The following is a 20554-nucleotide window of genomic DNA, read 5'->3' as shown; positions in this document are numbered from 1 at the left end:
AACGAGATTCCCGCCGACCGGGTTCTCGCGGGTCGAACTCGGTGCTTCCCTGTCGGACTCAGTGCTCCTGCGGCTCCATGCGCAGCGGGACGCCGAGCCGGTTCCACAGATTGATCTGCGCGGTCACCGCGACCAGTCCGGCCCGCTGGCCCTCGTCGAAGTGCTTCTCCACCGCGGCCCAGATCTCATCGCTCACCCCGTGCGGGCCGAGTGTGGTTGCGGCCTCGGCGTATTCCAGCGCCGCCCGCTCCGCCTCGGTGAACAGCGCCGACTCGCGCCAGGCATTGAGGTGCCAGATCCGGCGCTCGGTCTCCCCGTCCCCGCGGGCCTCGGTGGCATGCATATCGATGCAGAACAGGCAGCCGTTGATCTGGGAGACCCGCAGCTTCACCAGTTCCCGCACCGTCGCGTCGAGCGGGCCGCGGCGAATGGCGATCTCGGCATCGACCCACGCCTGGTAGATCTCGGGGGCGGTCTCTTGCAGGTTCATGCGCGCCATGGGGGTGCGTCCTTTCCTCTGGTTCGAATGCACCCCTTGGACGAGACAGCCCCCGCGAACGTGACGGGTACCGGAGTATGACGCCGGTCACACCGATTTTGTCTGACCGGTCGGATCCTTATGTCTGAAGGGTTGTGTTTGCCGTAATTGTGCGAAATGCGGCATGGCGGACAATAATCCGCACGTGGGAACAGTTCTGCTGATCGCGCTGGGTCTGCTGTGTTTTGTCACAGGGCCCGCATTGGCGCTGGTTATCGTGCTCGCCGTGCGTGGTTCGGCCCGTGGGGCGGCCAACACGCGAGAATCCGCCGCGCGCGATGCCGAACGGATACCGGTCAGCGGAAACTACGGACAGCGTCGTTAGTGGCCGGGTTCCGGCGGATCTGGCACATGATCCGCCGGAACCCCGGCCTCGCACCGGATCACCCCTGAAGCCGGTGCGCGGGAACCGCTACGGCCGCGTCAGGGCGGCGTAGCGGGCGATGTGCTGGTCGGTGGTGCCGAACTCGTACTGAACGGCCGTGAGGCGCTTGAAGAAATGACCGATGGCCAGTTCCTCGGTCATCCCCATGGCACCGTGTAACTGCACCGACTCCTGGCCGATCCGACGAGCGGCGCGGCCGATGGTGGCCTTGGCGGCCGAGGCGGCGCGGGCCCGCTCGGGCGCGGGGGCATCCAGCTTGAGCGTCACCAGATAGGTTGCGGCCACGGCCTGTTCGAGCTCCAACAACATGTCCACCATGCGGTGCTGCAGGGCCTGGAAGCTGGCGATCGGGACGCCGAACTGCTGGCGCTGCTTGGTGTAGGCGACGGTGTCGGCGAGCACCTTGCGCATGGCCCCGACCGTTTCCGCGCAGACCGCCGCGATGGCCTCGTCGAGGGTGGCGGCAATGGCCGCGCCCGCCTGCGCCAGCAGCAGCGCGTCCGCGGGCACGCGCAGATTCGCGAAGCTCAGATCGGCGGCCTGACGCTCGTCGATGGTGCGGTACGAGCGCGCGGTGAGCCCGGCGGGCGGATTGGCGGCGTCGAAATCCACTACGAACAGCGCGATATCGCCGTCCACGGCCGCGGTCACCAGCAGGTGGGTGGCCAGCGGCGCGGAGGTGACCACGGTCTTCTCGCCGGACAGCAGCCAGTCGTCGCCCTCGCGGACGGCGGTGGTGGCGACATTGGTGTAGTCGTAGCCCGATTGCGGTTCCAGCGCGGCGAATCCGGTGACCACCTCACCGGCGGCAATGCCCGCCAGCAGATCCTCGGCCCGCTTGCCGGTGCTGCGGCGCAGCAGACCGCCGCCGACCACCACGGTGTCCACATACGGTTCCAGCACCAGCGCCGCGCCCAAGGCCTCGGCGATGATCATGGTCTCGACCGGCCCGCCCCCGATGCCGCCCACCGACTCCGGCAGGCTCGCACCGAGAATGCCGACCTCCTCGGCCAGTCCGCACCAGATCTCCGGCTGCCACCCGGCCCCGGTGCGGGCCGCGGCCCGGCTCGCCTCCAGCGGGTAACGGGCCGTGAGGAATTCGGTGACGGTGTCGCGGAGCAGTTCCTGCTCGGCGGTGAAAGAGAAGTCCATGGCTACAGTCCCAGGGTGGCTTTGGCGATGATATTGCGCTGAATCTCGTTGCTACCGGCGTAAATCGAACCGGCGCGATCGTTGAAGTACCGCAGCGGGGCGACCGCCTGCCACTCCTCGCCGGTGACGAAACCGTCGGCGGGCGGGGTGAAGTCGGCGATGGGGCCGCCGGGCATGGTGGCGTGCGGCTGATACGCGCGACCGCGCGGACCGGCGGCCTCCAGGGCCAGCTCGGTGAGCGTCTGGCTCAGCTCGGTGCCCAGGATCTTGATGGTGGAGGCGGCCGGACCCGGGTCCTTGCCGCTGGAAACCAGTGCGAGCGTGCGATATTCGAGAATCTCCAGCACGTCCGCGCGCAGGCGGGCATCGGCCAGCCGGTGCGCGAAGGCCGGATCGTCCAGCAGCGCACCGCCGTTCGGGCCGACCTGATCCTTGGCGGCCTGCGCCAGCTCCTCGGCCATGACCTGGAGCATCGGGGCCGCCGCGCCGCCGCCGCGCTCGAAGTTGAGCAGGAACTTGGCCACGGTCCAGCCGTCGTCGATCTGGCCGAGCACATTGGCCTTGGGCACCCGGACCTGGTCGAAGAAGACCTGGTTCTGCACCTGCTCGCCGGAGGTCATGACCAGCGGCCGGATTTCGATGCCCGGGGTGCGCATGTCGATGAGCAGGAAGGTGATGCCCTGCTGCTTCTTGGCCTGCTTGGAGGTGCGGACCAGGGCGAAGATCCAGTTGGCCTCGGTGGCGTGGGTGGTCCAGATCTTGGAGCCGGTGACGATCAGATCCTCGCCGTCGGCGACCGCGGCCATGGACAGCGAGGCCAGGTCCGAACCCGCCTCGGGCTCGGAATAGCCCTGGCAGAAGAAGACTTCGCCGGTGAGGATGCGGGGCAGGAAGTAGTCCTTCTGCTCGGGCGTGCCGAAGGCCATGATGGCGTGCGAGACCATGCGAATCCCCATGGGGGACAGGTTCGGCGCGCCCGCGAGGGTGCATTCGCGGCCGAAGATGTAGTGCTGGGTCAGGCTCCAGTCGCAGCCGCCGTACTTCACCGGCCAGGCCGGGGCGGCCCACCCCCGCTCGTGCAGGATGTGCTGCCACTTCATGCTGGCTTCGTGGTCGGGATAGACGCTGGTCGCCAGCCGCCCGGCGCGGCGAAGATCGTCGGTTAACTTTTCGTCGAGAAAGCTGCGCACTTCATCACGAAACGCCAGATCGGCAGCCGACCATTCGAGGTCCACGATGACTCCTTGTCCGAGAACTGCCACTAACGATCGCATCCTATAACCCCTGCTGGCAAATGTGCTGGCACCTGCCTTCACTTGAATGGGTTGACATTCCACTGTGGAGTTTTATCCTGGAGCTATCAGACGTTCCACAATGGAATATCTCCCGCCTCTCGACCGTTGAGGATCGACATGGACATCACCACCGGCACCCGCGCCTCCGACGCCGAACGCGCCCACGTCGCCGACCTGCTCGGCCGCCACCTCGCCGACGGTCGCCTCGACCTCGCCGAATACAACGACCGCCTGACCCGCGTCTACTCGACCGCCACCCGCGAGGACCTCCAACTCGTCCTCCAGGACCTCCCGAAGCTGCCCAAGACCGTTGCGCCCCGGTCCACTTCGCGCGCACGCTTCCCGATCTGGCAGCAAATCGAAGGCAGCGCCTGGCTGGGCGTCAGCCTCCTGTGCCTGTTCATCTGGGCCGCGATCTCTTTGGCCGCAGGCGAATTCACCTACTTCTGGCCCATCTGGGTCACCGTCCCCTGGGGCGCGGTCCTCGTCTTCCGCGTCGCCATGGGTTGGGAATCCGCGGCCTGGAACCGCTACCGCACCCGCTGAGCCCGGCGGCCGCCCCGCTCACAACCCGTGGAGGTGGGCCATGCCCACATACACAGCCCTCCTGACCCTGCACATCACCGTCGGCACCCTCGGCCTACTCCTGGGCCCCGTCGTCGCCTGGACCGACATCAAATCCCCGCCGCCCCAGCCGATCTGGTCCGCAGCGCCGGTGGCGCGGCACCCCATCGACTGGTGGCCCTGGTACCTGAAGACCCTTGCCGCCATTTGCATCACAGCCACCGTGATGGTCCTCTGGCACCGCCCCGACCTCTGGTGGCTGATCCCTGTCTCGGTCCTCACCTACGCCCTGGCCGACCTGGGCCACCGAGCCCGCTACCGCCCGGGCGCGTGGACCCACGCCTACGTCCACGGCCTGGGCGGCTCCTACATCGCCCTCTGGACAGCAACTCTCGTCGTAGCCTTCGCCGTGGACGGACCCCTTTACGGCGCGGCGCAACTGATCGCCTGGCTCGGCCCAACCCTCGTCGCCCTCCCGCTCCTGGAACTCTGGCGCCGCCGCCTCCCGACTATGGCCGAGTCACCGTCAATCGCGCACGGAGGGCGGCGGCGAACCACGTGAAGGTAGGAGCCAGGTCGGGGAGTGTGGGCCAGGCGTTGATGGTTGCGACGAGGTGCCAATAGCGCTCGACGCGAGGGTCGTTGGCTATTTCGAGGCGTTCCAGGATCCATTCGCGCAGGCGTCGGTCGTCGGGTTTGGCGAAGGTGGCCGCGTAGCTGGCCGCCAGGGCATCGACGATCGCGCCCGCGGCTGGGCTGTCGGGAGCGATGTCCTGCTCCAGTCCCTTGCCCACCTGGTCGCGGACGGTTTCGGTGAGGTCGTGGTGGAGGCCGGTCTCGTCCCCGGCGGCGCGTTCCTTGGCCTGGTATTCGGCCATGCGGCGGATGGCGGCGCGGAAATCGTTGTCCTGCACCAGATCCACCAGATCCATCCAAGCGCCTACCTGGTCGGGAGTCGGATCCTCGGGGAGTTCGGGCATGGTGGTGCGGAGGAGTTCGACGACGGCGGGGTTGCCGTCGAAGGCACCGAAGGTGTTGTCGATGAAGTCGTGGATGATGCGGTCGCGTTCGGCTTCGGATAGTCGGACGAGCTTGTTCATGAATCCCATCTCCGTTTCGGTCGATTCCCGCTTGGCTACCGCCCGCAGGACCGCGCGGCGCAGGCGCAGGACGCGGATTTGGACGTCCACTGCTTCGGCGTGGGCCGCCGCGACCTCGGTGAGGGAGGTTTCGCGGGACAGGACGCGGCGCACGGTGGCCAGGTCCATGCCGAGTTCGCGCAGGGTGCGGACCAATTCGAGACGGGCGAGCGCCTCGAGGTCGTAGAGGCGGTAGCCGCCGGGGCTGAGCACGGTCGGCGGAACGATTCCCTTATCGGAGTAGAACCGAATGGTCTTGACCGTCAGTCCGGTCCGGTCGGCCAGTGCTCCGATCGTGTAGAGCGTTTCGTCGTCCATGCGTCCAACCTTCGTGCTTCCCCTTGGTGGAGACTCAAGTCCATCTGTCCGGATTCGTGATGTGGCTGGTGGGGCGGGGAACGACGGGATCGGACGCGAACTTCGGCATACTCGGGGCAATCGTGGGGGAGGGGGTAGTCTGGGCCGCTGTGCACCTGAAGAGTCTGACGCTGAAGGGGTTCAAGTCCTTCGCGTCCGCGACGACGTTGCGATTCGAACCCGGGATCACGTGTGTGGTCGGGCCCAACGGGTCGGGGAAGAGCAATGTCGTCGACGCGCTCACCTGGGTGATGGGTGAGCAGGGCGCGAAGGCGCTGCGGGGCGGGAAGATGCAGGACGTCATCTTCGCCGGCACCGCCGGCCGCGCGCCGCTCGGTCGTGCCGAGGTCACGCTGACCATCGACAATTCCGACGGGGTGCTGCCCATCGAGTACTCCGAAGTGTCCATTACGCGCCGAATGTTCCGTGACGGCGCGGGCGAGTACGAGATCAATGGGAACTCGTGCCGCCTCATGGATGTCCAAGAGCTGCTCAGCGACTCCGGCATCGGGCGCGAAATGCACGTCATCGTCGGCCAGGGGCAGCTGTCGGCGATTCTGGAGTCGCGGCCGGAGGATCGGCGCGCCTTCATCGAAGAGGCCGCGGGCGTGCTCAAGCATCGGCGGCGCAAGGAGAAGGCCGTCCGCAAGCTGGACGCCATGCAGGCCAATCTGGCCCGCCTCACCGACCTCACCACCGAACTGCGCAGGCAATTGAAGCCCCTCGGACGGCAGGCCGAGGTCGCCCGACGCGCGGCGACCGTCCAGTCCGAACTGCGTGATGCCCGATTGCGGCTCGCCGCCGACGATCTGGTGACCCGCCGCCGCGAGCTGGAGAGCCAGCAGAGCAAGGAGGCGTACGCGCGCGAACAGCACGTGAACGTGCAGGCCGAGCTGGATGCCGCGAATGCCGCCCTGGCCCAGCAGGAATTCGAGCTCTCCAAGCTGACCCCGAGCGCCGAGGCGGCCGCCCAGACCTGGTTCCAGCTGTCCGCATTGACCGAACGCGTCAATGCCACTATCCGGATTGCGCGTGATCGTGCTCGCAACCTCACCATCGAGCAACCCACCGGCACCGGCCGCGATCCCGAACAGCTCGAGCGCGAGGCCGATCGCGTCGAGGCCGAGGAGGCCGAACTGCGCGAAGCGGTCGAAATGGCCACGGAGACCCTGGAAGCCGCGCGCGAACAGCTGCACGAGCGCGAACAGGCCGCCAAGGCCGCCGAACAGGCCCACCTGGCCGCCGTGCGCGCCATCGCCGACCGCCGCGAGGGCCTGGCCCGCCTCTCCGGCCAGGTCGACACCCTGCGCACCCGCGCCCAATCCGTGGACGGCGAGATCGCCCGCATGTCCACCGCCATCGCCGAGGCCCGCCGCCGCGGCGAGGAGGCCAATGCCGAATTCGAAGCCGTCCAGGGCGAACTCACCGAACTCGACGCGGGCGAGGAAGGCCTCGACACCGCCTACGAACACGCCGCCCAGGCCCTCGCCCTGGCCGACCAGCGCGTCACCGAACTCCGCGAAAAGGACCGGGAAGCAGGCAAACGCGTCGCCTCCCTCACCGCCCGCATCGAGGCCCTGACCATGGGCCTGCGCCGCAAGGACGGCGCGGCCTGGCTGCTCGAGAATCGCGCCGACGGCCTGCTCGGCCCGCTGTCCGGATTGATCCGCGTCCACGGCGGTTTCGAATCCGCCGTCGCCGCCGCCCTCGGCCCGCTGGCCGACGCGGTCGCCGCCGACACCGGCCCCTCGGCCCACGCCGCCGTCCGCGCCCTCAAGGAGGCCGATGGCGGCCGCGCCGCCCTGGTCTTCTCCGACGCCACCGCCTTCGCCGACGGCACCGGCGGCGCGATGTCCGCTGCCGCGCAGGCGGATTCCCGACTACCCGGTGGGGCGCGCTGGCTGGGTGAGGTGGTGGACTGCCCGGCGCATCTGCGCGCGGCCATTGCCGCGCTGACGGCGGGCATCGCCGTCGCCGACGATCTGGCCGCCGCGGCGCGGGTGATCGCGGAGCGCCCGGAGTTGCGGGTGGTCACCCGCGACGGCGATCTGACCGGCACCGGATGGGTGCTCGGCGGCTCCGATCGGGCACCCAGCCAGCTCGAGGTGCAGGCCGAGATCGATTCCGCCACGCGGGAATTGGAGTCCTGGCAGCGGCAGGCCGAGGAGTTGGAGGCCGCGCTGGCCGGAGCCCTCGCCGAACAGACCGATCGCAAGGAAGCCGTCGACCACGCGCTGCTGGCCCTGCACGAATCCGATCAGGCCCTCGTCGCCATCTACGACCGGCTCGGCCGACTCGGGCATTCCGCGCGCACCGCGCAGAAGGAATGCGACCGCCTGCTCGCCCAGCGCGCCGACGCCGAAACCGGCCGCGAGGAGACCCTCGCCAAACTGGCCGAACTCGAGGACCGGCTGCGCCACGCCGAATCCGAACAGGCCGATATGGATCCGGAGGCCGCGGGCACCGAGACCGCCGGATACGCCCGCGAGGAGGCCGCCGCCGCCCTCGCCGAGGCCCGCTCCATGGAGGTCGAGGCCCGCCTGGCCGTCCGCACCGCCGAGGAGCGCGCGGAATCGGTGCGCGGCAAGGCGGATTCGCTGCGCCGCGCCGCCCGCGCCGAACGCGAGAACCGGCAGCGCGCCGAACGCGCCCAGGCCGCCCGCCGCCAGGCCGCCGCCGTCGCGGCCGTGGTCGCCCAGTCCGCGGAGAAGGTGGCCGCCGAACTCGAGCAGGTGGTCGCCCAGGCCGCCGCGCGGCGTGACGAATTGGTGCGCCGCCGCACCGAATTCGCCGCCCAGGTGGATCAGACCAAGGAGCGCTCGCGCGCCCTGGCCACCCAGCTGGCGCAGCTCACCGATGCCGTGCACCGCGACGAGGTGGCCCGCGCCCAGGCGGCGCTGCGCATCGAACAGGTCGAGCAGAACATTGCCGAACAGTTCGGCCTCAGCCTCGACGACCTCATCGCCGAATACGGCCCCGACGTCCCCATGCCGCCCACCGCGCTGGAGATGATGGAGTACGAGGCGGCCCGCGAACGCGGCGAAGCCGTCAGCGAACCGCAGCCCATGCCCTACGATCGCGCCACCCAGGAGCGCCGGGCCAAGCGCGCCGAGAAGGACCTCACCACCCTCGGCAAGGTGAATCCCCTTGCGCTGGAGGAGTTCGCGGCCCTCGAGGAGCGCTACACCTTCCTCAACACCCAGCTCGAGGACGTCAAGAAGGCCCGCCAGGATCTCCTCGACGTGGTGGCCGAGGTGGACGAGCGCATCCTGCAGGTCTTCACCGAGGCCTACGAGGATGTCGAGCGTGAATTCGAGGGCGTGTTCTCGCGCCTGTTCCCCGGCGGTGAGGGGCGGTTGCTGCTCACCGATCCGGCCAATATGCTCACCACCGGCGTCGAGGTCGAGGCGCGCCCGCCGGGCAAGAAGGTCAAGCGGCTCTCGCTGCTCTCCGGTGGCGAGAAGTCACTGGCCGCAGTCGCTTTCCTGGTGTCGATCTTCCGCGCCCGCCCCTCCCCGTTCTATGTCATGGACGAGGTCGAAGCGGCGCTGGACGACACCAACCTGCGTCGCCTCATCGGCCTGTTCGAGCAGCTGCGTGAGAAGAGCCAGCTGATCGTCATCACCCACCAGAAGCCGACCATGGAGATCGCCGACGCCCTCTACGGCGTCAGCATGCGCGGCGACGGCATCACCCAGGTGATTTCGCAGCGCATGCGCGGAGAGAACCTGGTCGGCGCGACAACCTAATTCACCACGGCCGCACCATGGCCGGAGGTCCCGCTGAGCGGGAATTCTGGTGTCCGCCAAAGTGAAACGCCTGCGCGTCGAATGGGTGGGGCGCTAGCGTCCCGCCCCATGAGACGCTCCCTCGCCGTAGTGGCCGCCGGACTCGCCGTCGGCCTCGCCGCCCCAATCCCCGTCGCGCTGGCCGATTCCGGCTCCTCCGGACTCGGCTCCGGATCGGCCTCGGGGTCGGGCACCGGATCGCTGTCCGGGTCGGGTGGCGGCGGCAACCTACCCCCGTACAGCCAGTGGATCAGCGATGTCACCACGGTCGCCACCGCCGCCCAGACCTACCTCACCACCGCGCTGCCGGGAGCCACCAAGCCCGCCATCGTCTTCGACGTCGACAACACGGTGCTGGAGACGACCTACCACCCGGCCCCGATCACCCCCGCCATCCCGCCCATCCTGAAACTGGCGCAGTGGGCGAAAAGCCAAGGAGCGTCGATCATCTTCGTGACCGGACGGCCCTCGGTCATCAACTTCTACACCCAGATCAACCTGTCGTCCGTCGGCTACTCGGTGGACGGGCTCTACGGCGGCGGACTGACCACCGGATCCAGCGGGGCGGCCGCACTCGCCGACTACAAGACCGCCACCCGCGCCTCGATCGAGGCGCAGGGGTACACGATCGTCGCCAATATCGGCAACAGTGCCTCGGACCTGTCCGGCGGGCACGCCCAGCAGACCTTCAAGCTGCCCGATTACAACGGGGCACTGCAGTAGTCATCGACGCCTGACGGCTCGTCAATCCAGCAGCGACTTCAACCGCGCCGCACCGGATTCGGCGAGCCACGCGTCGAGGGTCCGCAGGCCGGGATGGATTTCCCGCAGGGCGGGGATGTCCGCGTGCCAGCCCTCGCCCTGGCGCGACAACCGCCACACCGCTCCCACCTCCGGACCCATCGCGTCGGCCTCGGCCTCGGTGGCCTCCACGTACCGGATCTCGTGACCGGTGGCGGCGGAGATGGCGGCCGCGGCCTCGGGCATGGTGAGGGAGTCACCCGCCAATTCCAGGATCTGGCCGTGGAATCGGGCCGGATCGTCGAAGGCCAGCTGCGCGAACACGGCGATGTCCTCGATCGCAATGGATTGGACCGGCCGGTCGGCGGGGAACAGATGTTTCTGCACACCGCCATTGATGCCGTCCACCGGATGGCCCTGCATGAAGTAGTTCTCCATGAAGCGCACCGGACGCAGAATCGTCCAGTGCAGCCCGCTGTTTCGCAGCGCCTCCTCCACCCGGCGCTTCCCCTGCGCACCCCACGTGCCGTCCTGCGTCAGCGAGGCGACGGTGGTGAACACGATGAGCTCGACCCCGGCGGCGCGGGCCGCCTCGATGAACCGCGTGCCCCGCTCGACCTCCAGATCGACATCCCACCCGTTCGGCCCGAAGGTCGCGGGCGGCACCAGGAATGCCGCGCCCACACCCGACAGCGCCGCCGCCACCGTCTCGGGGGAGTCGAAATCCCCCACGGCCAGCTCCGCCCCCGCCGCCGCGAGTTCCTGTGCGGCAGTCGATTCCGGATCACGCACCAGCACCCGCACCGGCCGCCCCACGGCCAGCAACCGCCGCGCCGTCACCCCGCCCTGCTTGCCGGTCGCACCCGTCACCAGAACCAAATCACTCCGAGAAGACATTGTCACCCGTTTCGTTCGGTAGTATTCGGGTCGGTCGACCCGTATCCGAAGCTAGAACCACCCGTTTCCGGTTGGCCACCACCGGAAAGGACCGGCGTAACGAAATGTCCGCCCCCGCCCTGCCCCACGGCCAGTCCCACCCCCTCCGCGCCGCATCCCCCACCCGCGACCGCGAATCGACAACTCCCACCGATGAATTGGCCGAGCCGACCGGATCGACCGCCCGGCCCGTGAAATCGCCCGCCCGCCCGGCTCGATCGGTCGCACTGATCGATGAGTTCGCTGAACGGGCGCGTCCGGTGGCCGCTCGGTCACAGGAATCAGGCGTGGGAGCAAGCGAATCGGGTATCGGGGTGCGCGCCGCGGACGCGCGGGCGCGTTCGGCGGGCAATGCGCGCGCTGATGCGCGGCGCAATCGCGCGCTGGTGCTGGCCGCGGCGCATCGCGCCCTCGCGGAGGGCGGGACCTCGATCTCGTTGGCGGAGGTGGCGCGGCGGGCCGGTGTGGGTGCGGGCACCGTGTATCGGCATTTCCCCACCAAGACCGCGCTGGTGGAAGCGGTCATGCAGCAGCGGATCGATCGGTTGACCGGGCTCGCGCATCGGTTGCGTGACGCCGCGGATCCGGGGGCGGCGTTCTTCTCGTTCTGTACCGAGGTGATCACCTCCGCGCATCGCAATCAGGCGGTCTGCGACATGGTCAGCAATGACGGGTGGCCGCGCGAGCTCGTGCGGGGCGCGGGGGACCGCTTTCACACCGCGCTCGATGATCTCCTCACCGCCGCCCAGCGGCAGGGGTCGGTGCGGCCCGACCTGTCGCTGTCGGATGTACTAGCGCTGTTCACGGGATGCGTTGCCATCCAACGCCTGTCGCCCGGCCCCGAACTGGCCCACCCGGCCGCCCTGGTGCTCGACTCGATGCGCCCGCGCCTCGCGCCCGGACCCGTAACGAAACGTCGGAAGACGGCTCCGCCTCGTGACGAAACCGCCGTGCGTAACGAAACCCCCACACCGCACTGCCCGATCTGCGCGACCCCCTTGCGCCCCAATGGAACCGGCCGCCCGGCTCGCTACTGCTCCCCGGCCTGCCGCCAGAAGGCCCACCGCCGCCGCCACGCACCCCGGAGCGCCTGACTTTCGGCACGGTCGGACACGCAATTGTGAAACCCGTTGGGGCCCTTCGTGACCTGCGTGTGTCCGAACCGACGCGAAGGTGTGACGAGCCCCGTCAGAAGCCGAAAAATGCTGGTAGGAAGGCATATACGGCGTTGCGGTATGGACCCGCAAACCGGTAGTGGGGAAGTACGCTCCCTGCGTGGTATGGGTGTCGGCCGCGGCGTTCGGTGTCGCATGGTGGCTCGGTTTGTATCTGCTGGCGCGGGATCCGCGAAAGCCCTTGTTACGCAGGGCTGCCAGCGGTTTGCTGGTATACGCGGCGGCGGTGGTGGCCGATCGGCTGGCCGGGGCGCATCCCTGGTTCGACGGGGTGCGGATCGTCTTGGTGTGCGCGCCCGTGCTGGCCTTCAGCGGGGTGTTCGTCCAACTGCTGCCGGGGCCCGCGGTCGCGCGGGTCGACCGGGTGTGGCGGGTCGGACTGATGCCGCTGTGCGCGCTGCTGGCCATGCCCGCCGCGGGCGGATTCCTGCCCGCCGGTTACGTTCTCGGCGCGATCACCCTGCTGGCGCTGCTGGGCACCATGCTCGGCATGCTGGGCCAGCACGCCGAATGGTCGGAGGATTCGCGGCGCTCGGCGGCGGGACTGCTCACCGTCGGCGCGCTGCTGCTGGGTCTGAGCGCGGCCCTGATCCTGTTGGGCCTCAATGTGCTTCCGCAGACCGCCATGCTCTCGGTACTGGCCGCCGACCTGGTGGTGCTGGGCCTGGGCATCGCCGTGGTGGACGCCTACGACGAGGGAGAATCATTGCGCGCGGCCATGATTCACTCCCTGCTGGTCTCCGCCGCCACCGCCGCCGTCTTCGGCGGGCAGGCCGCGCTGGCCCTCACCCTGGCGGGGGAGCGGCCCGCCCTGGTGGCCCTGTTCTTCGGGGCCGTCGCCGCCGCCATCTCGCTGCAGGTGCTCAATGGCCAGTTCCACGCCGGTGCCGATCGCCTGGCCTTCGCCTCCGACCCGCAATTGGTCGCGGCCCGGGTCGAATTGCGCAGTGCCACCGACGCTCTCCTGCGCAAAGCCGGGGACCTGCCCTGACCGGTCGGTCAGGGCATGATCGGACGCGGGGTCAGAGCAGGTCGCTGACGTCGTCGGGGACGTCGACGGCGTATTTGCGCAGAGTCTCCATCGGAACGACCTCGAGCGCGTTCTCGTGCGTCGCGGCCAGCACCACGGGCGCGGCCACGCCGTCCTCGTGGGCGTGCAGCCAGCGCACGGCCACCACGCACCAGCGGTCGCCGGGCTGCAGGCCCGGGAAGTTGTTCTCCGGGCGCGGGGTCACGAGGTCGTTGCCGATCGACTTCTGGTGCTCCAGGAACTCCGCGGTCACCACCGTGCAGACGGTGTGGCTGCCCAAATCCTCGGGGCCGGTGCTGCAGCATCCGTCCCGGTAGAAGCCGGTGAGAGGATCGGTGCCACACTCCTCCAGCGGTCCCCCAAGCACATTTCGATCGGTCACGTCGCCGATCCTATTGTCTCGGTGTCGCATTCGCCGCTCCTTCCGCACTGTGGCACGTAGACGAGCAGACCGGTCGGTAGTTGTTGGGATTTCCAGCCCCCACCCCGGCGTGTCGACCGCGCCCACGGCATGGCCGTGTGATACACGACACTGCCCGCCGACGCGTCGGTAGGTATGTGAAACCGGCAATACAACTGCCTCTGAAAGGATGGGGGCGTGACGACTGCAGAAGTTTGGATCCTCATCGCCGCGATCGCCGCGGTGCTGCTCGTGGCGCTGGTTGCCGGATATGCCCTGAACAAGCGCCGCCGTATTTCGCTGACCCCGGAGACCACCGATACCAAGGAGATCACCGACCGGTCGGGCGGATACCAGGCCTCGAGCGGATTCAGCTTCAGCCAGGGCACTGCCGAACGCGAGAAGGCCCCGGCCGCCAAGCCGAAGCCCAAGCCGCTGCCGCCCGAGCGCACCGACGACGAGGGCCAGCCTCACATCGGCGACGACGCCGCCATCCCCCGCGACGCCGCCAAGCGCAGCATCACCAACGTCCGCCTCCCCGACCCGGTCCAGGGCCCCGAACCCGCCCCGACCGAAGAGTCCGCCGAAAAGTCCGTCACCCCCACCGATTCCACCGCCGCCGACAAGGCGGATGCAGCTGGTAAGACCACGCCGACCCCCGCTGGTAAGGCCAATTCCGGCACCGCCGCGCAGGACGGAACCCCTGTCGGCGCGGCCGACCGGAGCGCGACTGCGGATGAATCCGCCGCGTCGCAACGTGCCGCTGCGACCGAGGCCGTGGCGCGGGCGGAGGCCGTCGAGGAGGCCGGGCTGGCCGGTGAATCCGCCGCCGATCGGGGCGCGGGCGAGGTTGCCGAGCAGCCGGTTTCGGAAGAGGCCGCTGCGGAAGAAGCCGCGGAGGCCGCCGTTGCCGCCGCCGAAGTGGCCGCAGGTGCCGAGGCCGCGCTCGAGGCCCGGGCCGGTGCGCCGACCGCCGCACCCGAAACCGCTGCCGCGGCTCCCGCAATCGCGGAGATCGAGCCCACCGCGGGCCGTCTGACCCGCCTGCGCGGTCGCCTGTCCCGCTCGCAGAACGCGGTCGGCAAGTCGCTGCTGGGCCTGTTGGGCGGTGGCGATCTGGACGAGGACTCGTGGGAGGAGATCGAGGACACCCTCGTCATGGCGGATCTCGGTACCGCCAGCACGGCCGCCATCGTCGAGCGTCTGCGCGAGGAGATGGCCGCGCGCACCGTGCGGACCGCCGCCGAGGCGCGGGCGCTGTTGCGCGAGGTGCTCATCGAGGCGCTACGCCCGGAGCTGGATCGCTCGATTCGCGCGCTGCCGCACGACGATCACCCGTCGATCCTGCTGGTCGTGGGCGTGAACGGCACCGGAAAGACCACCACCACCGGCAAATTGGCGCGCGTGCTCGTCGCCGACGGCCGCCGGGTGCTGCTCGGCGCGGCCGACACCTTCCGGGCCGCGGCCGCCGACCAGTTGCAGACCTGGGGTGAACGCGTGGGCGCGGAAACCGTGCGCGGCCGGGAGGGCGCGGATCCCGCGGCCGTCGCGTTCGACGCGGTGTCGGCCGGTATCGATCGCGGCGTGGATGTCGTGCTCATCGATACCGCGGGCCGCCTGCACACCAAGACCGGTCTGATGGACGAGCTGGGCAAGGTCAAGCGCGTGGTCGAGAAGAAGGCCGCGGTGGACGAGGTGATCCTGGTGCTCGACTCCACGGTCGGCCAGAACGGTCTCATGCAGGCGCGCGTTTTCGCCGATGTCGTGGACATCACCGGTGTCGCCCTGACCAAGTTGGACGGAACCGCCAAGGGCGGCATCGTCTTCCAGGTGCAGCACGAGCTCGGCGTTCCGGTCAAACTGGTCGGTTTGGGAGAGGGCGCGGATGATCTCGCTCCCTTCGAACCCGGGGCCTTCGTCGACGCTCTACTCGGTTAATCCGTACTGAGCTGCGCCGATACCGAATTCAACATCATCCTCACAATCTCGTCGTAACAGTGGTGCGGTTTCGGAAACGTGACCGCAACACTGCAATCTCATCCGTTCACCTACGCGAAACGCCGCAGGATCACGGAGGAAACACCGACTGACGAATCTCATTGCAGGCTTATTCGCAGGTTGCTGCGGGGCCGTAGATGAGGAGGACAAAAAGGTGGCGTATCCCATCGTTGATGTGCCGAACACCGGCGACACGGCATGGATGCTCGCGAGCTCGGCATTGGTGCTGTTGATGACCCCCGGGCTCGCGTTCTTCTACGGCGGCATGGTCCGTAGCAAGAACGTGCTCAACATGATCATGATGAGCATCAGTGCCATGGGCATTGTCGGCGTCCTATGGGCAATCTTCGGATTCTCGACGGCGTTCGGCAACAATAAATTCGGACTGATCGGTGACCCGACCCAGTTCTTCGGGCTCAAGGGTCTGATCGGCTCGGACGCCCATCCGGCGGTGGCCGCCGACCCGTCCAAGGGCATTCAGGCCGCCGATGCGATCGGCATCCCGCTGGCGGGCAACACCGGCATCCCCATGACCGTGTTCGTCGCGTTCCAGCTGATGTTCGCGATCATCACCGTCGCCCTGATCTCGGGCGCGGTCGCCGACCGCCTGAAGTTCGGCGCCTGGGCGCTGTTCGCCGCGATCTGGGCCACGGTCGTCTACTTCCCCGTCGCGCACTGGGTCTTCGACTTCAACGCCACCGACTCGAGCGGCAACATCATTCACGCGGGTGGCTGGATCGCCAACAAGCTCAAGGTGATCGACTTCGCGGGCGGTACCGCGGTGCACATCAACGCCGGTGCCGCGGGTCTGGCGCTGTGCCTCGTCCTCGGCAAGCGCAAGGGCTGGCCCAAGACCCCCATGCGTCCGCACAACCTGCCCTTCGTCATGCTCGGCGCCGGTCTGCTGTGGTTCGGCTGGTTCGGCTTCAACGCCGGTTCGGCCCTGTCCTCCAACGGCACCGCGGGTTCCACCTTCCTGACCACCACCTTCGCCACCTGCTCGGCCATGCTGGGCTGGCTGCTGGTCGAGAAGCTGCGTGACGGCCACGCCACCTCGCTGGGCGCCGCGTCCGGCATTGTCGCGGGTCTGGTCGCCATCACCCCGTCCTGCTCCTCGGTGAACGTCCTCGGCGCGCTGGCCATCGGCGTGATCGCGGGTGTCGCCTGCGCCCTGGCCGTGGGCCTGAAGTTCAAGCTGGGCTTCGACGACTCGCTCGACGTGGTCGGCGTCCACCTGGTCGGCGGCATCATCGGCACCCTGATGATCGGTCTGGTCGCCACCAAGGAGGCCCCGGCCGGAGTCCAGGGTCTGTTCTACGGCGGCGGCTTCAACCAGCTGTGGCGTCAGGCCGTGGGTGCCGGTGTGGTGCTTGCGTTCTCGTTCATCGTGACGCTGATCATCGCCTTCGCCATCAAGTACACCATCGGCCTGCGCGCTTCCGAGGAAGATGAGTTCGTGGGCTTGGATGAGTCGGAGCACGCGGAAACCGCATACGATTTCGCTGCTGTGGGTGGTGCGGCGCGCACCGCCGCCGTCAAGGAGGCATGACGAAAATGAAACTGATCACTGCGATCGTGAAGCCGTTCACCCTGGAGGACGTGAAGACCGGCCTGGAGCAGGCGGGCGTGCTCGGCATGACCGTCAGCGAGGTTCAGGGTTACGGCCGTCAGAAGGGCCACACCGAGGTCTACCGCGGTGCCGAGTACTCGGTCGACTTCGTCCCGAAGGTCCGGGTCGAGGTGGTCGTGGACGACGCCTCCGTCGACAAGGTCGTCGAGGTCATCGTCGAGGCCGCCCGCACCGGCAAGATCGGTGACGGCAAGGTCTGGGTGACCCCGGTCGACGCGATCATCCGGGTGCGCACCGGCGAACGCGGAGCCGACGCTCTGTAATTCGCGATGCGCTGACTCGAAGCGGATCCAGTGGCGGCCCCGGCCCCCGTCGGTGTCGAACCGGCGGGAGGCGGGGCCGCCCCCATGTGGCAGACGCACCACGTGGGTGACGAACTGAATTGAGATGGGTGGTGGGTTGTGGGTTTTCAGCAAGCACGCGACGAGAAGGCCGGGGCCGACAAGGTTTCCAACGGCGCTTCGGATCTGGTGAGGGCCCGCGACCAACTGCTGAGTGAGCACAGCGCCAACGGCCGCTCGTCCCGCCTCGACGCCGAGGCGCTGCGCGAAGCGCTGGTGGACCTGTTCGAACTGTGGTTGACCACCAAGGGCCACGAGGTCGGCATCACCGCCGACAGCGGGCTCGCCATCGTGGCGGTGGGCGGATTGGGTCGCCGGGAAATGCTGCCCTACTCCGATCTGGATCTGGTGCTGCTCTACGACGGCATCGACCCCAAGCGGGTCGCCGAGGTCGCCGATCAGCTCTGGTATCCGCTCTGGGACGCCCACATCAAGCTCGATCACAGTGTGCGCACCGTCCCGCAGGCGCTGCGCGTGGCCGCCGACGATATGACCGCCGCCCTCGGCATGCTCGAGGCCCGGCACATCGTCGGCGACGAGGGCCTGAGCAGCCTGCTGATCAGCGGGGTCCGACGGGACTGGCGTGCCGGAATCCGGTCCCGTTTCGACACCCTGATCGAACAGGCGCAAACCCGTTGGCGCCGCAGCGGAGACGTCGCCCACCGCGCCGAACCCGATCTCAAGAACGGCCGCGGCGGGCTGCGGGACATCCAGCTGCTCGACGCCCTCGCCATCGCACAGCTGACCGACGCCATGCCGGGGCTCGGTCCGGACGTGCCGGGCGGCGGGCTGAAGCAGGCGCATCGCCGACTGCTGGACGTGCGGACCGAACTGCATCGGGTGGCGGGCCGGTCCCGCGACCAGCTGCGCGCCCAGGACGCCGACGAAATCGGGGCGGCCCTGCGCCTCGGGGATCGCTTCGATCTGGCCCGGACCCTGAGCGACGCGGCCCGCACGGTCAGCTACTCCACCGATGTGGGGTTGCGGACCGCGGGGAACGCACTGCCGCGGCGCGGCCTCGCCCGCCTGCGCCGGGTCCCGGTGCGACGACCACTCGATGAGGGGGTGGTCGAGCATTCGGGCGAGGTGGTGCTGGCGCGCGACGCCCGCCCGCAGCGTGATCCGGGGCTGGTCCTGCGGGTGGCCGCGGCCTCCGCGCAGACCGGGCTGCCCATGTCGGCCACCACGCTCAACCGGCTCGGTGAGGACGCGCCGGAGCTGCGTGAGCCGTGGCCGAAGGAGGCGCTCAACGACCTGCTGGTGCTGTTGGGCGCGGGCCGCGGGGCCGTGGACGCCATCGAGGCGCTGGACCGAACGGGCCTGTGGGGCAGGCTCTTTCCGGAGTGGGGCGTGGTGCGCGACCTGCCACCGCGCGACGCCATGCACACCTGGACCGTGGACCGGCACCTCATGGAGGCGGTCGCGCAGGCCGGTGCGCTGTCCACCCGGGTCGCGCGTCCGGACCTGCTGCTGTTGGGCGCGCTGCTGCACGACATCGGCAAGGGGCGCGCCGAGGACCACAGCGTGGTCGGCGCGGAACTGGCGGTGTCCATCGGAAATCGCCTGGGGCTCTGGCCCTCCGACGTGGTGACACTCTCGGCCATGGTGCGCCACCACCTGCTGCTGCCCGATACCGCCACGCGCCGCGACATCACCGATTCCGACACCGTGAAGATGGTGATCGACGCCCTCGACGGCGACCCGCACCTGCTGGAGTTGCTGCACGCCTTGGCCGAGGCCGACGCGCTGGCCACCGGGCCGGGTGTGTGGAACGACTGGAAGGCCTCGCTCATCGGCGAACTGGTGCGCAATTGCCGCCGCGCCATGGCCGGGGAGGAACCGGCCGAGCCGACCCCGATTCCCGACGAATTGCGCGAGCGCGCCGAAGCCGGTGGCGTGCACGTGGATCTGAAACCAGGGGAGGGCCGCTATCACCACGTGGTCACGGTGGTCGCGCCGGACAATCCGGGACTGCTCTCGGATGCGGCGGGCGTGCTGGCGGTGCATTCGCTGCGGGTGCTCTCGGCCGAATTGGCCAGTGTCGGAAAGTCGGCCATCGACACCTTCGTGGTGGCCCCGCGTTTCGGTGATCCGCCGGACCCGGGTCTGCTGCGCCAGGAATTGATCCGCGCCATCAATGGCGATCTGGATCTGGCCTCGGTGCTGGCCCGCAAGGAGCGCGATGCGGCGGGGACCGGGCCGAGTCCGTTCGCGCGGGCACAGCCGCGGGTCTTCTGGCACGAGACCGCCGAGCCCGGGCGGGTGTTGCTGGAATTGCGGGCCGAGGACCGGATCGGGCTGCTCAGCCGTTTGGCCGCGGCCTTCGCGGACGCCGGGGCGAATGTCTGCTGGGCGAAGGTGGTGACCATGGGTTCGGCGGTCATCGACTCGTTCTGCCTGGATCTGGGCGCCACCGACACGCCGGAGCGGCGCGCCGAGATCGCGGCGGCGGTGCTCGCGGTGGTGCCGCCGCAAGAACCGAAGAAACCACTCGAATCGGACAGCTGAATTGGTTCTTCCTGCAGTTTTCTGATTAATCGCCAGGTATCGGAATTAGCTGGCAAACCGTATGATTGCCAGTTAATAAGAATGTTGCAGGCAATTTGCTGAAATACCGGTCGAGTGACCGGTGTCACACCCTAGTATTCGCGTGCAGGTCTCGATCACGAGCTCCGGAGTTGGGCACGGCTGTCCGCGAGAATGAGGGGAGCAGGTCGGTGGCAATCGAAGTCGTATCCGCGTCGATGATGACGAGTGATTTGACCTCTCACATCGCACGCTGCGTCGGCGGCGACCGCTGGGTCGTCTCCTGGCTGCCCGGTCGTACCCTCACCGGTCGGCAGGCGGTGACCGCCATGACCATCGCCTCCACGGTCGCCGAGACCGAGCTCGGCGAGGTCGAATGGGCGATGCTCGACGGGCTCGCCCTCGAACTGGGCCTCACCGCCCGCGAGGCCGTCGGCATGGTGACGACCGAGAAGCACGATCTACGCAGGCCCGGTCCGCGCCCGCGCTCGCTCGAATAGCCCGTTCGAACCGCTTGCGACAGCGCGCTGTTCGCGCAGGTCCGAGCCTGGCGCAACGC

Annotated in this window: 18 protein-coding genes; 12 read left to right on the top strand and 6 right to left on the bottom strand. The window is 68.7% G+C overall.

All coding sequences use genetic code 11. The annotated features are described in order from the left end of the window. Window positions 1–58: 58 nt before the first annotated feature. A complete protein-coding gene (locus VMT40_RS10530) occupies window positions 59–499 on the bottom strand; it encodes a carboxymuconolactone decarboxylase family protein (RefSeq protein WP_326357791.1) in 441 nt (146 codons plus the stop codon). 184 nt (window positions 500–683) lie between these two features. Here VMT40_RS10530 and VMT40_RS10525 point away from each other — a divergent pair, with 184 nt between their 5' ends. Beyond that, complete coding sequence (locus VMT40_RS10525) at window positions 684–863, top strand: hypothetical protein (RefSeq protein WP_326357790.1); 180 nt, start codon at window positions 684–686, stop codon at window positions 861–863. A gap of 87 nt (window positions 864–950) precedes the next feature. On the opposite strand, the gene VMT40_RS10520 is transcribed toward VMT40_RS10525, so the two are convergent. Together VMT40_RS10520 and VMT40_RS10515 are read right to left on the bottom strand one after the other, a co-directional pair. Further along, on the bottom strand, window positions 951–2075 hold the full coding sequence (locus VMT40_RS10520) for an acyl-CoA dehydrogenase family protein (RefSeq protein WP_326357789.1): 1125 nt from the start codon (window positions 2073–2075) through the stop codon (window positions 951–953). A 2-nt stretch (window positions 2076–2077) separates the two neighbouring features. Beyond that, the gene (locus VMT40_RS10515) at window positions 2078–3310 is read right to left on the bottom strand and encodes an acyl-CoA dehydrogenase family protein (RefSeq protein WP_326357788.1); all 1233 of its coding nucleotides are present in this window, start codon (window positions 3308–3310) and stop codon (window positions 2078–2080) included. A 177-nt stretch (window positions 3311–3487) separates the two neighbouring features. Here VMT40_RS10515 and VMT40_RS10510 point away from each other — a divergent pair, with 177 nt between their 5' ends. Continuing rightward, the gene (locus VMT40_RS10510) at window positions 3488–3916 is read left to right on the top strand and encodes a DUF1707 SHOCT-like domain-containing protein (protein ID WP_326357787.1); all 429 of its coding nucleotides are present in this window, start codon (window positions 3488–3490) and stop codon (window positions 3914–3916) included. 40 nt (window positions 3917–3956) lie between these two features. Continuing rightward, entirely contained in the window at window positions 3957–4496 is a 540-nt protein-coding gene (locus VMT40_RS10505; RefSeq protein ID WP_326357786.1) for a hypothetical protein, read from the top strand. Here VMT40_RS10505 and VMT40_RS10500 read toward each other — a convergent pair. Further along, window positions 4444–5391 (bottom strand): MerR family transcriptional regulator, encoded by a 948-nt coding sequence (locus VMT40_RS10500; RefSeq protein WP_326357785.1) that lies wholly within the window; start codon window positions 5389–5391, stop codon window positions 4444–4446. The two genes, VMT40_RS10505 and VMT40_RS10500, sit on opposite strands and share 53 nt — an antisense overlap. Before the next feature lie 149 nt (window positions 5392–5540). Between VMT40_RS10500 and smc the strand changes: the two genes are divergently transcribed. Beyond that, window positions 5541–9179, top strand: coding sequence for a chromosome segregation protein SMC (gene smc / locus VMT40_RS10495; protein ID WP_326357784.1), 3639 nt, complete (start codon window positions 5541–5543; stop codon window positions 9177–9179). Between the two features lie 108 nt (window positions 9180–9287). Then, entirely contained in the window at window positions 9288–9941 is a 654-nt protein-coding gene (locus VMT40_RS10490) for an HAD family acid phosphatase (protein WP_326357783.1), read from the top strand. A 21-nt stretch (window positions 9942–9962) separates the two neighbouring features. Here the strand turns inward: VMT40_RS10490 and VMT40_RS10485 are convergent, their stop codons facing one another. Next, window positions 9963–10856, bottom strand: a complete 894-nt coding sequence (locus VMT40_RS10485; RefSeq protein ID WP_326357782.1) for an NmrA family NAD(P)-binding protein — start codon at window positions 10854–10856, stop codon at window positions 9963–9965. 326 nt (window positions 10857–11182) lie between these two features. On the opposite strand from VMT40_RS10485, the gene VMT40_RS10480 reads away from it, so the two are divergent. Then, window positions 11183–11989: a TetR/AcrR family transcriptional regulator gene (locus tag VMT40_RS10480; RefSeq protein ID WP_326357781.1), complete on the top strand. Its 807-nt coding sequence runs from the start codon at window positions 11183–11185 to the stop codon at window positions 11987–11989. Between the two features lie 181 nt (window positions 11990–12170). Continuing rightward, window positions 12171–13061: a hypothetical protein gene (locus tag VMT40_RS10475; RefSeq protein ID WP_326357780.1), complete on the top strand. Its 891-nt coding sequence runs from the start codon at window positions 12171–12173 to the stop codon at window positions 13059–13061. A gap of 31 nt (window positions 13062–13092) precedes the next feature. Here VMT40_RS10475 and VMT40_RS10470 read toward each other — a convergent pair whose 3' ends face one another. After that, window positions 13093–13482, bottom strand: a complete 390-nt coding sequence (locus VMT40_RS10470) for a DUF2237 family protein (protein WP_326357779.1) — start codon at window positions 13480–13482, stop codon at window positions 13093–13095. 216 nt (window positions 13483–13698) lie between these two features. Between VMT40_RS10470 and ftsY the strand changes: the two genes are divergently transcribed. The 5 genes from ftsY to VMT40_RS10445 all read left to right on the top strand — a co-directional run bounded on the left by ftsY (window position 13699) and on the right by VMT40_RS10445 (window position 20495). Beyond that, the gene (gene ftsY / locus VMT40_RS10465; protein WP_326357778.1) at window positions 13699–15438 is read left to right on the top strand and encodes a signal recognition particle-docking protein FtsY; all 1740 of its coding nucleotides are present in this window, start codon (window positions 13699–13701) and stop codon (window positions 15436–15438) included. A gap of 262 nt (window positions 15439–15700) precedes the next feature. Further along, on the top strand, window positions 15701–17047 hold the full coding sequence (locus VMT40_RS10460; protein WP_326358571.1) for an ammonium transporter: 1347 nt from the start codon (window positions 15701–15703) through the stop codon (window positions 17045–17047). 5 nt (window positions 17048–17052) lie between these two features. Next, window positions 17053–17391 (top strand): P-II family nitrogen regulator, encoded by a 339-nt coding sequence (locus VMT40_RS10455; RefSeq protein ID WP_326309191.1) that lies wholly within the window; start codon window positions 17053–17055, stop codon window positions 17389–17391. Window positions 17392–17529: 138 nt separating this feature from the next. Next, window positions 17530–19977 carry a [protein-PII] uridylyltransferase gene (locus VMT40_RS10450; RefSeq protein ID WP_326357777.1) on the top strand — a complete coding sequence of 816 codons (2448 nt, stop codon included), beginning with the start codon at window positions 17530–17532 and terminating at the stop codon, window positions 19975–19977. Between the two features lie 209 nt (window positions 19978–20186). Then, a complete protein-coding gene (locus VMT40_RS10445) occupies window positions 20187–20495 on the top strand; it encodes a hypothetical protein (protein ID WP_326357776.1) in 309 nt (102 codons plus the stop codon). Window positions 20496–20554: the final 59 nt, after the last annotated feature.

Origin of the sequence: Nocardia sp. CDC160 (genome assembly GCF_035818795.1) — a bacterium.
Classification (GTDB): domain Bacteria; phylum Actinomycetota; class Actinomycetes; order Mycobacteriales; family Mycobacteriaceae; genus Nocardia.
The sequence above is the reverse complement of the archived record's forward strand: the minus strand, read 5'-3'. Positions and strand labels throughout refer to the sequence as shown.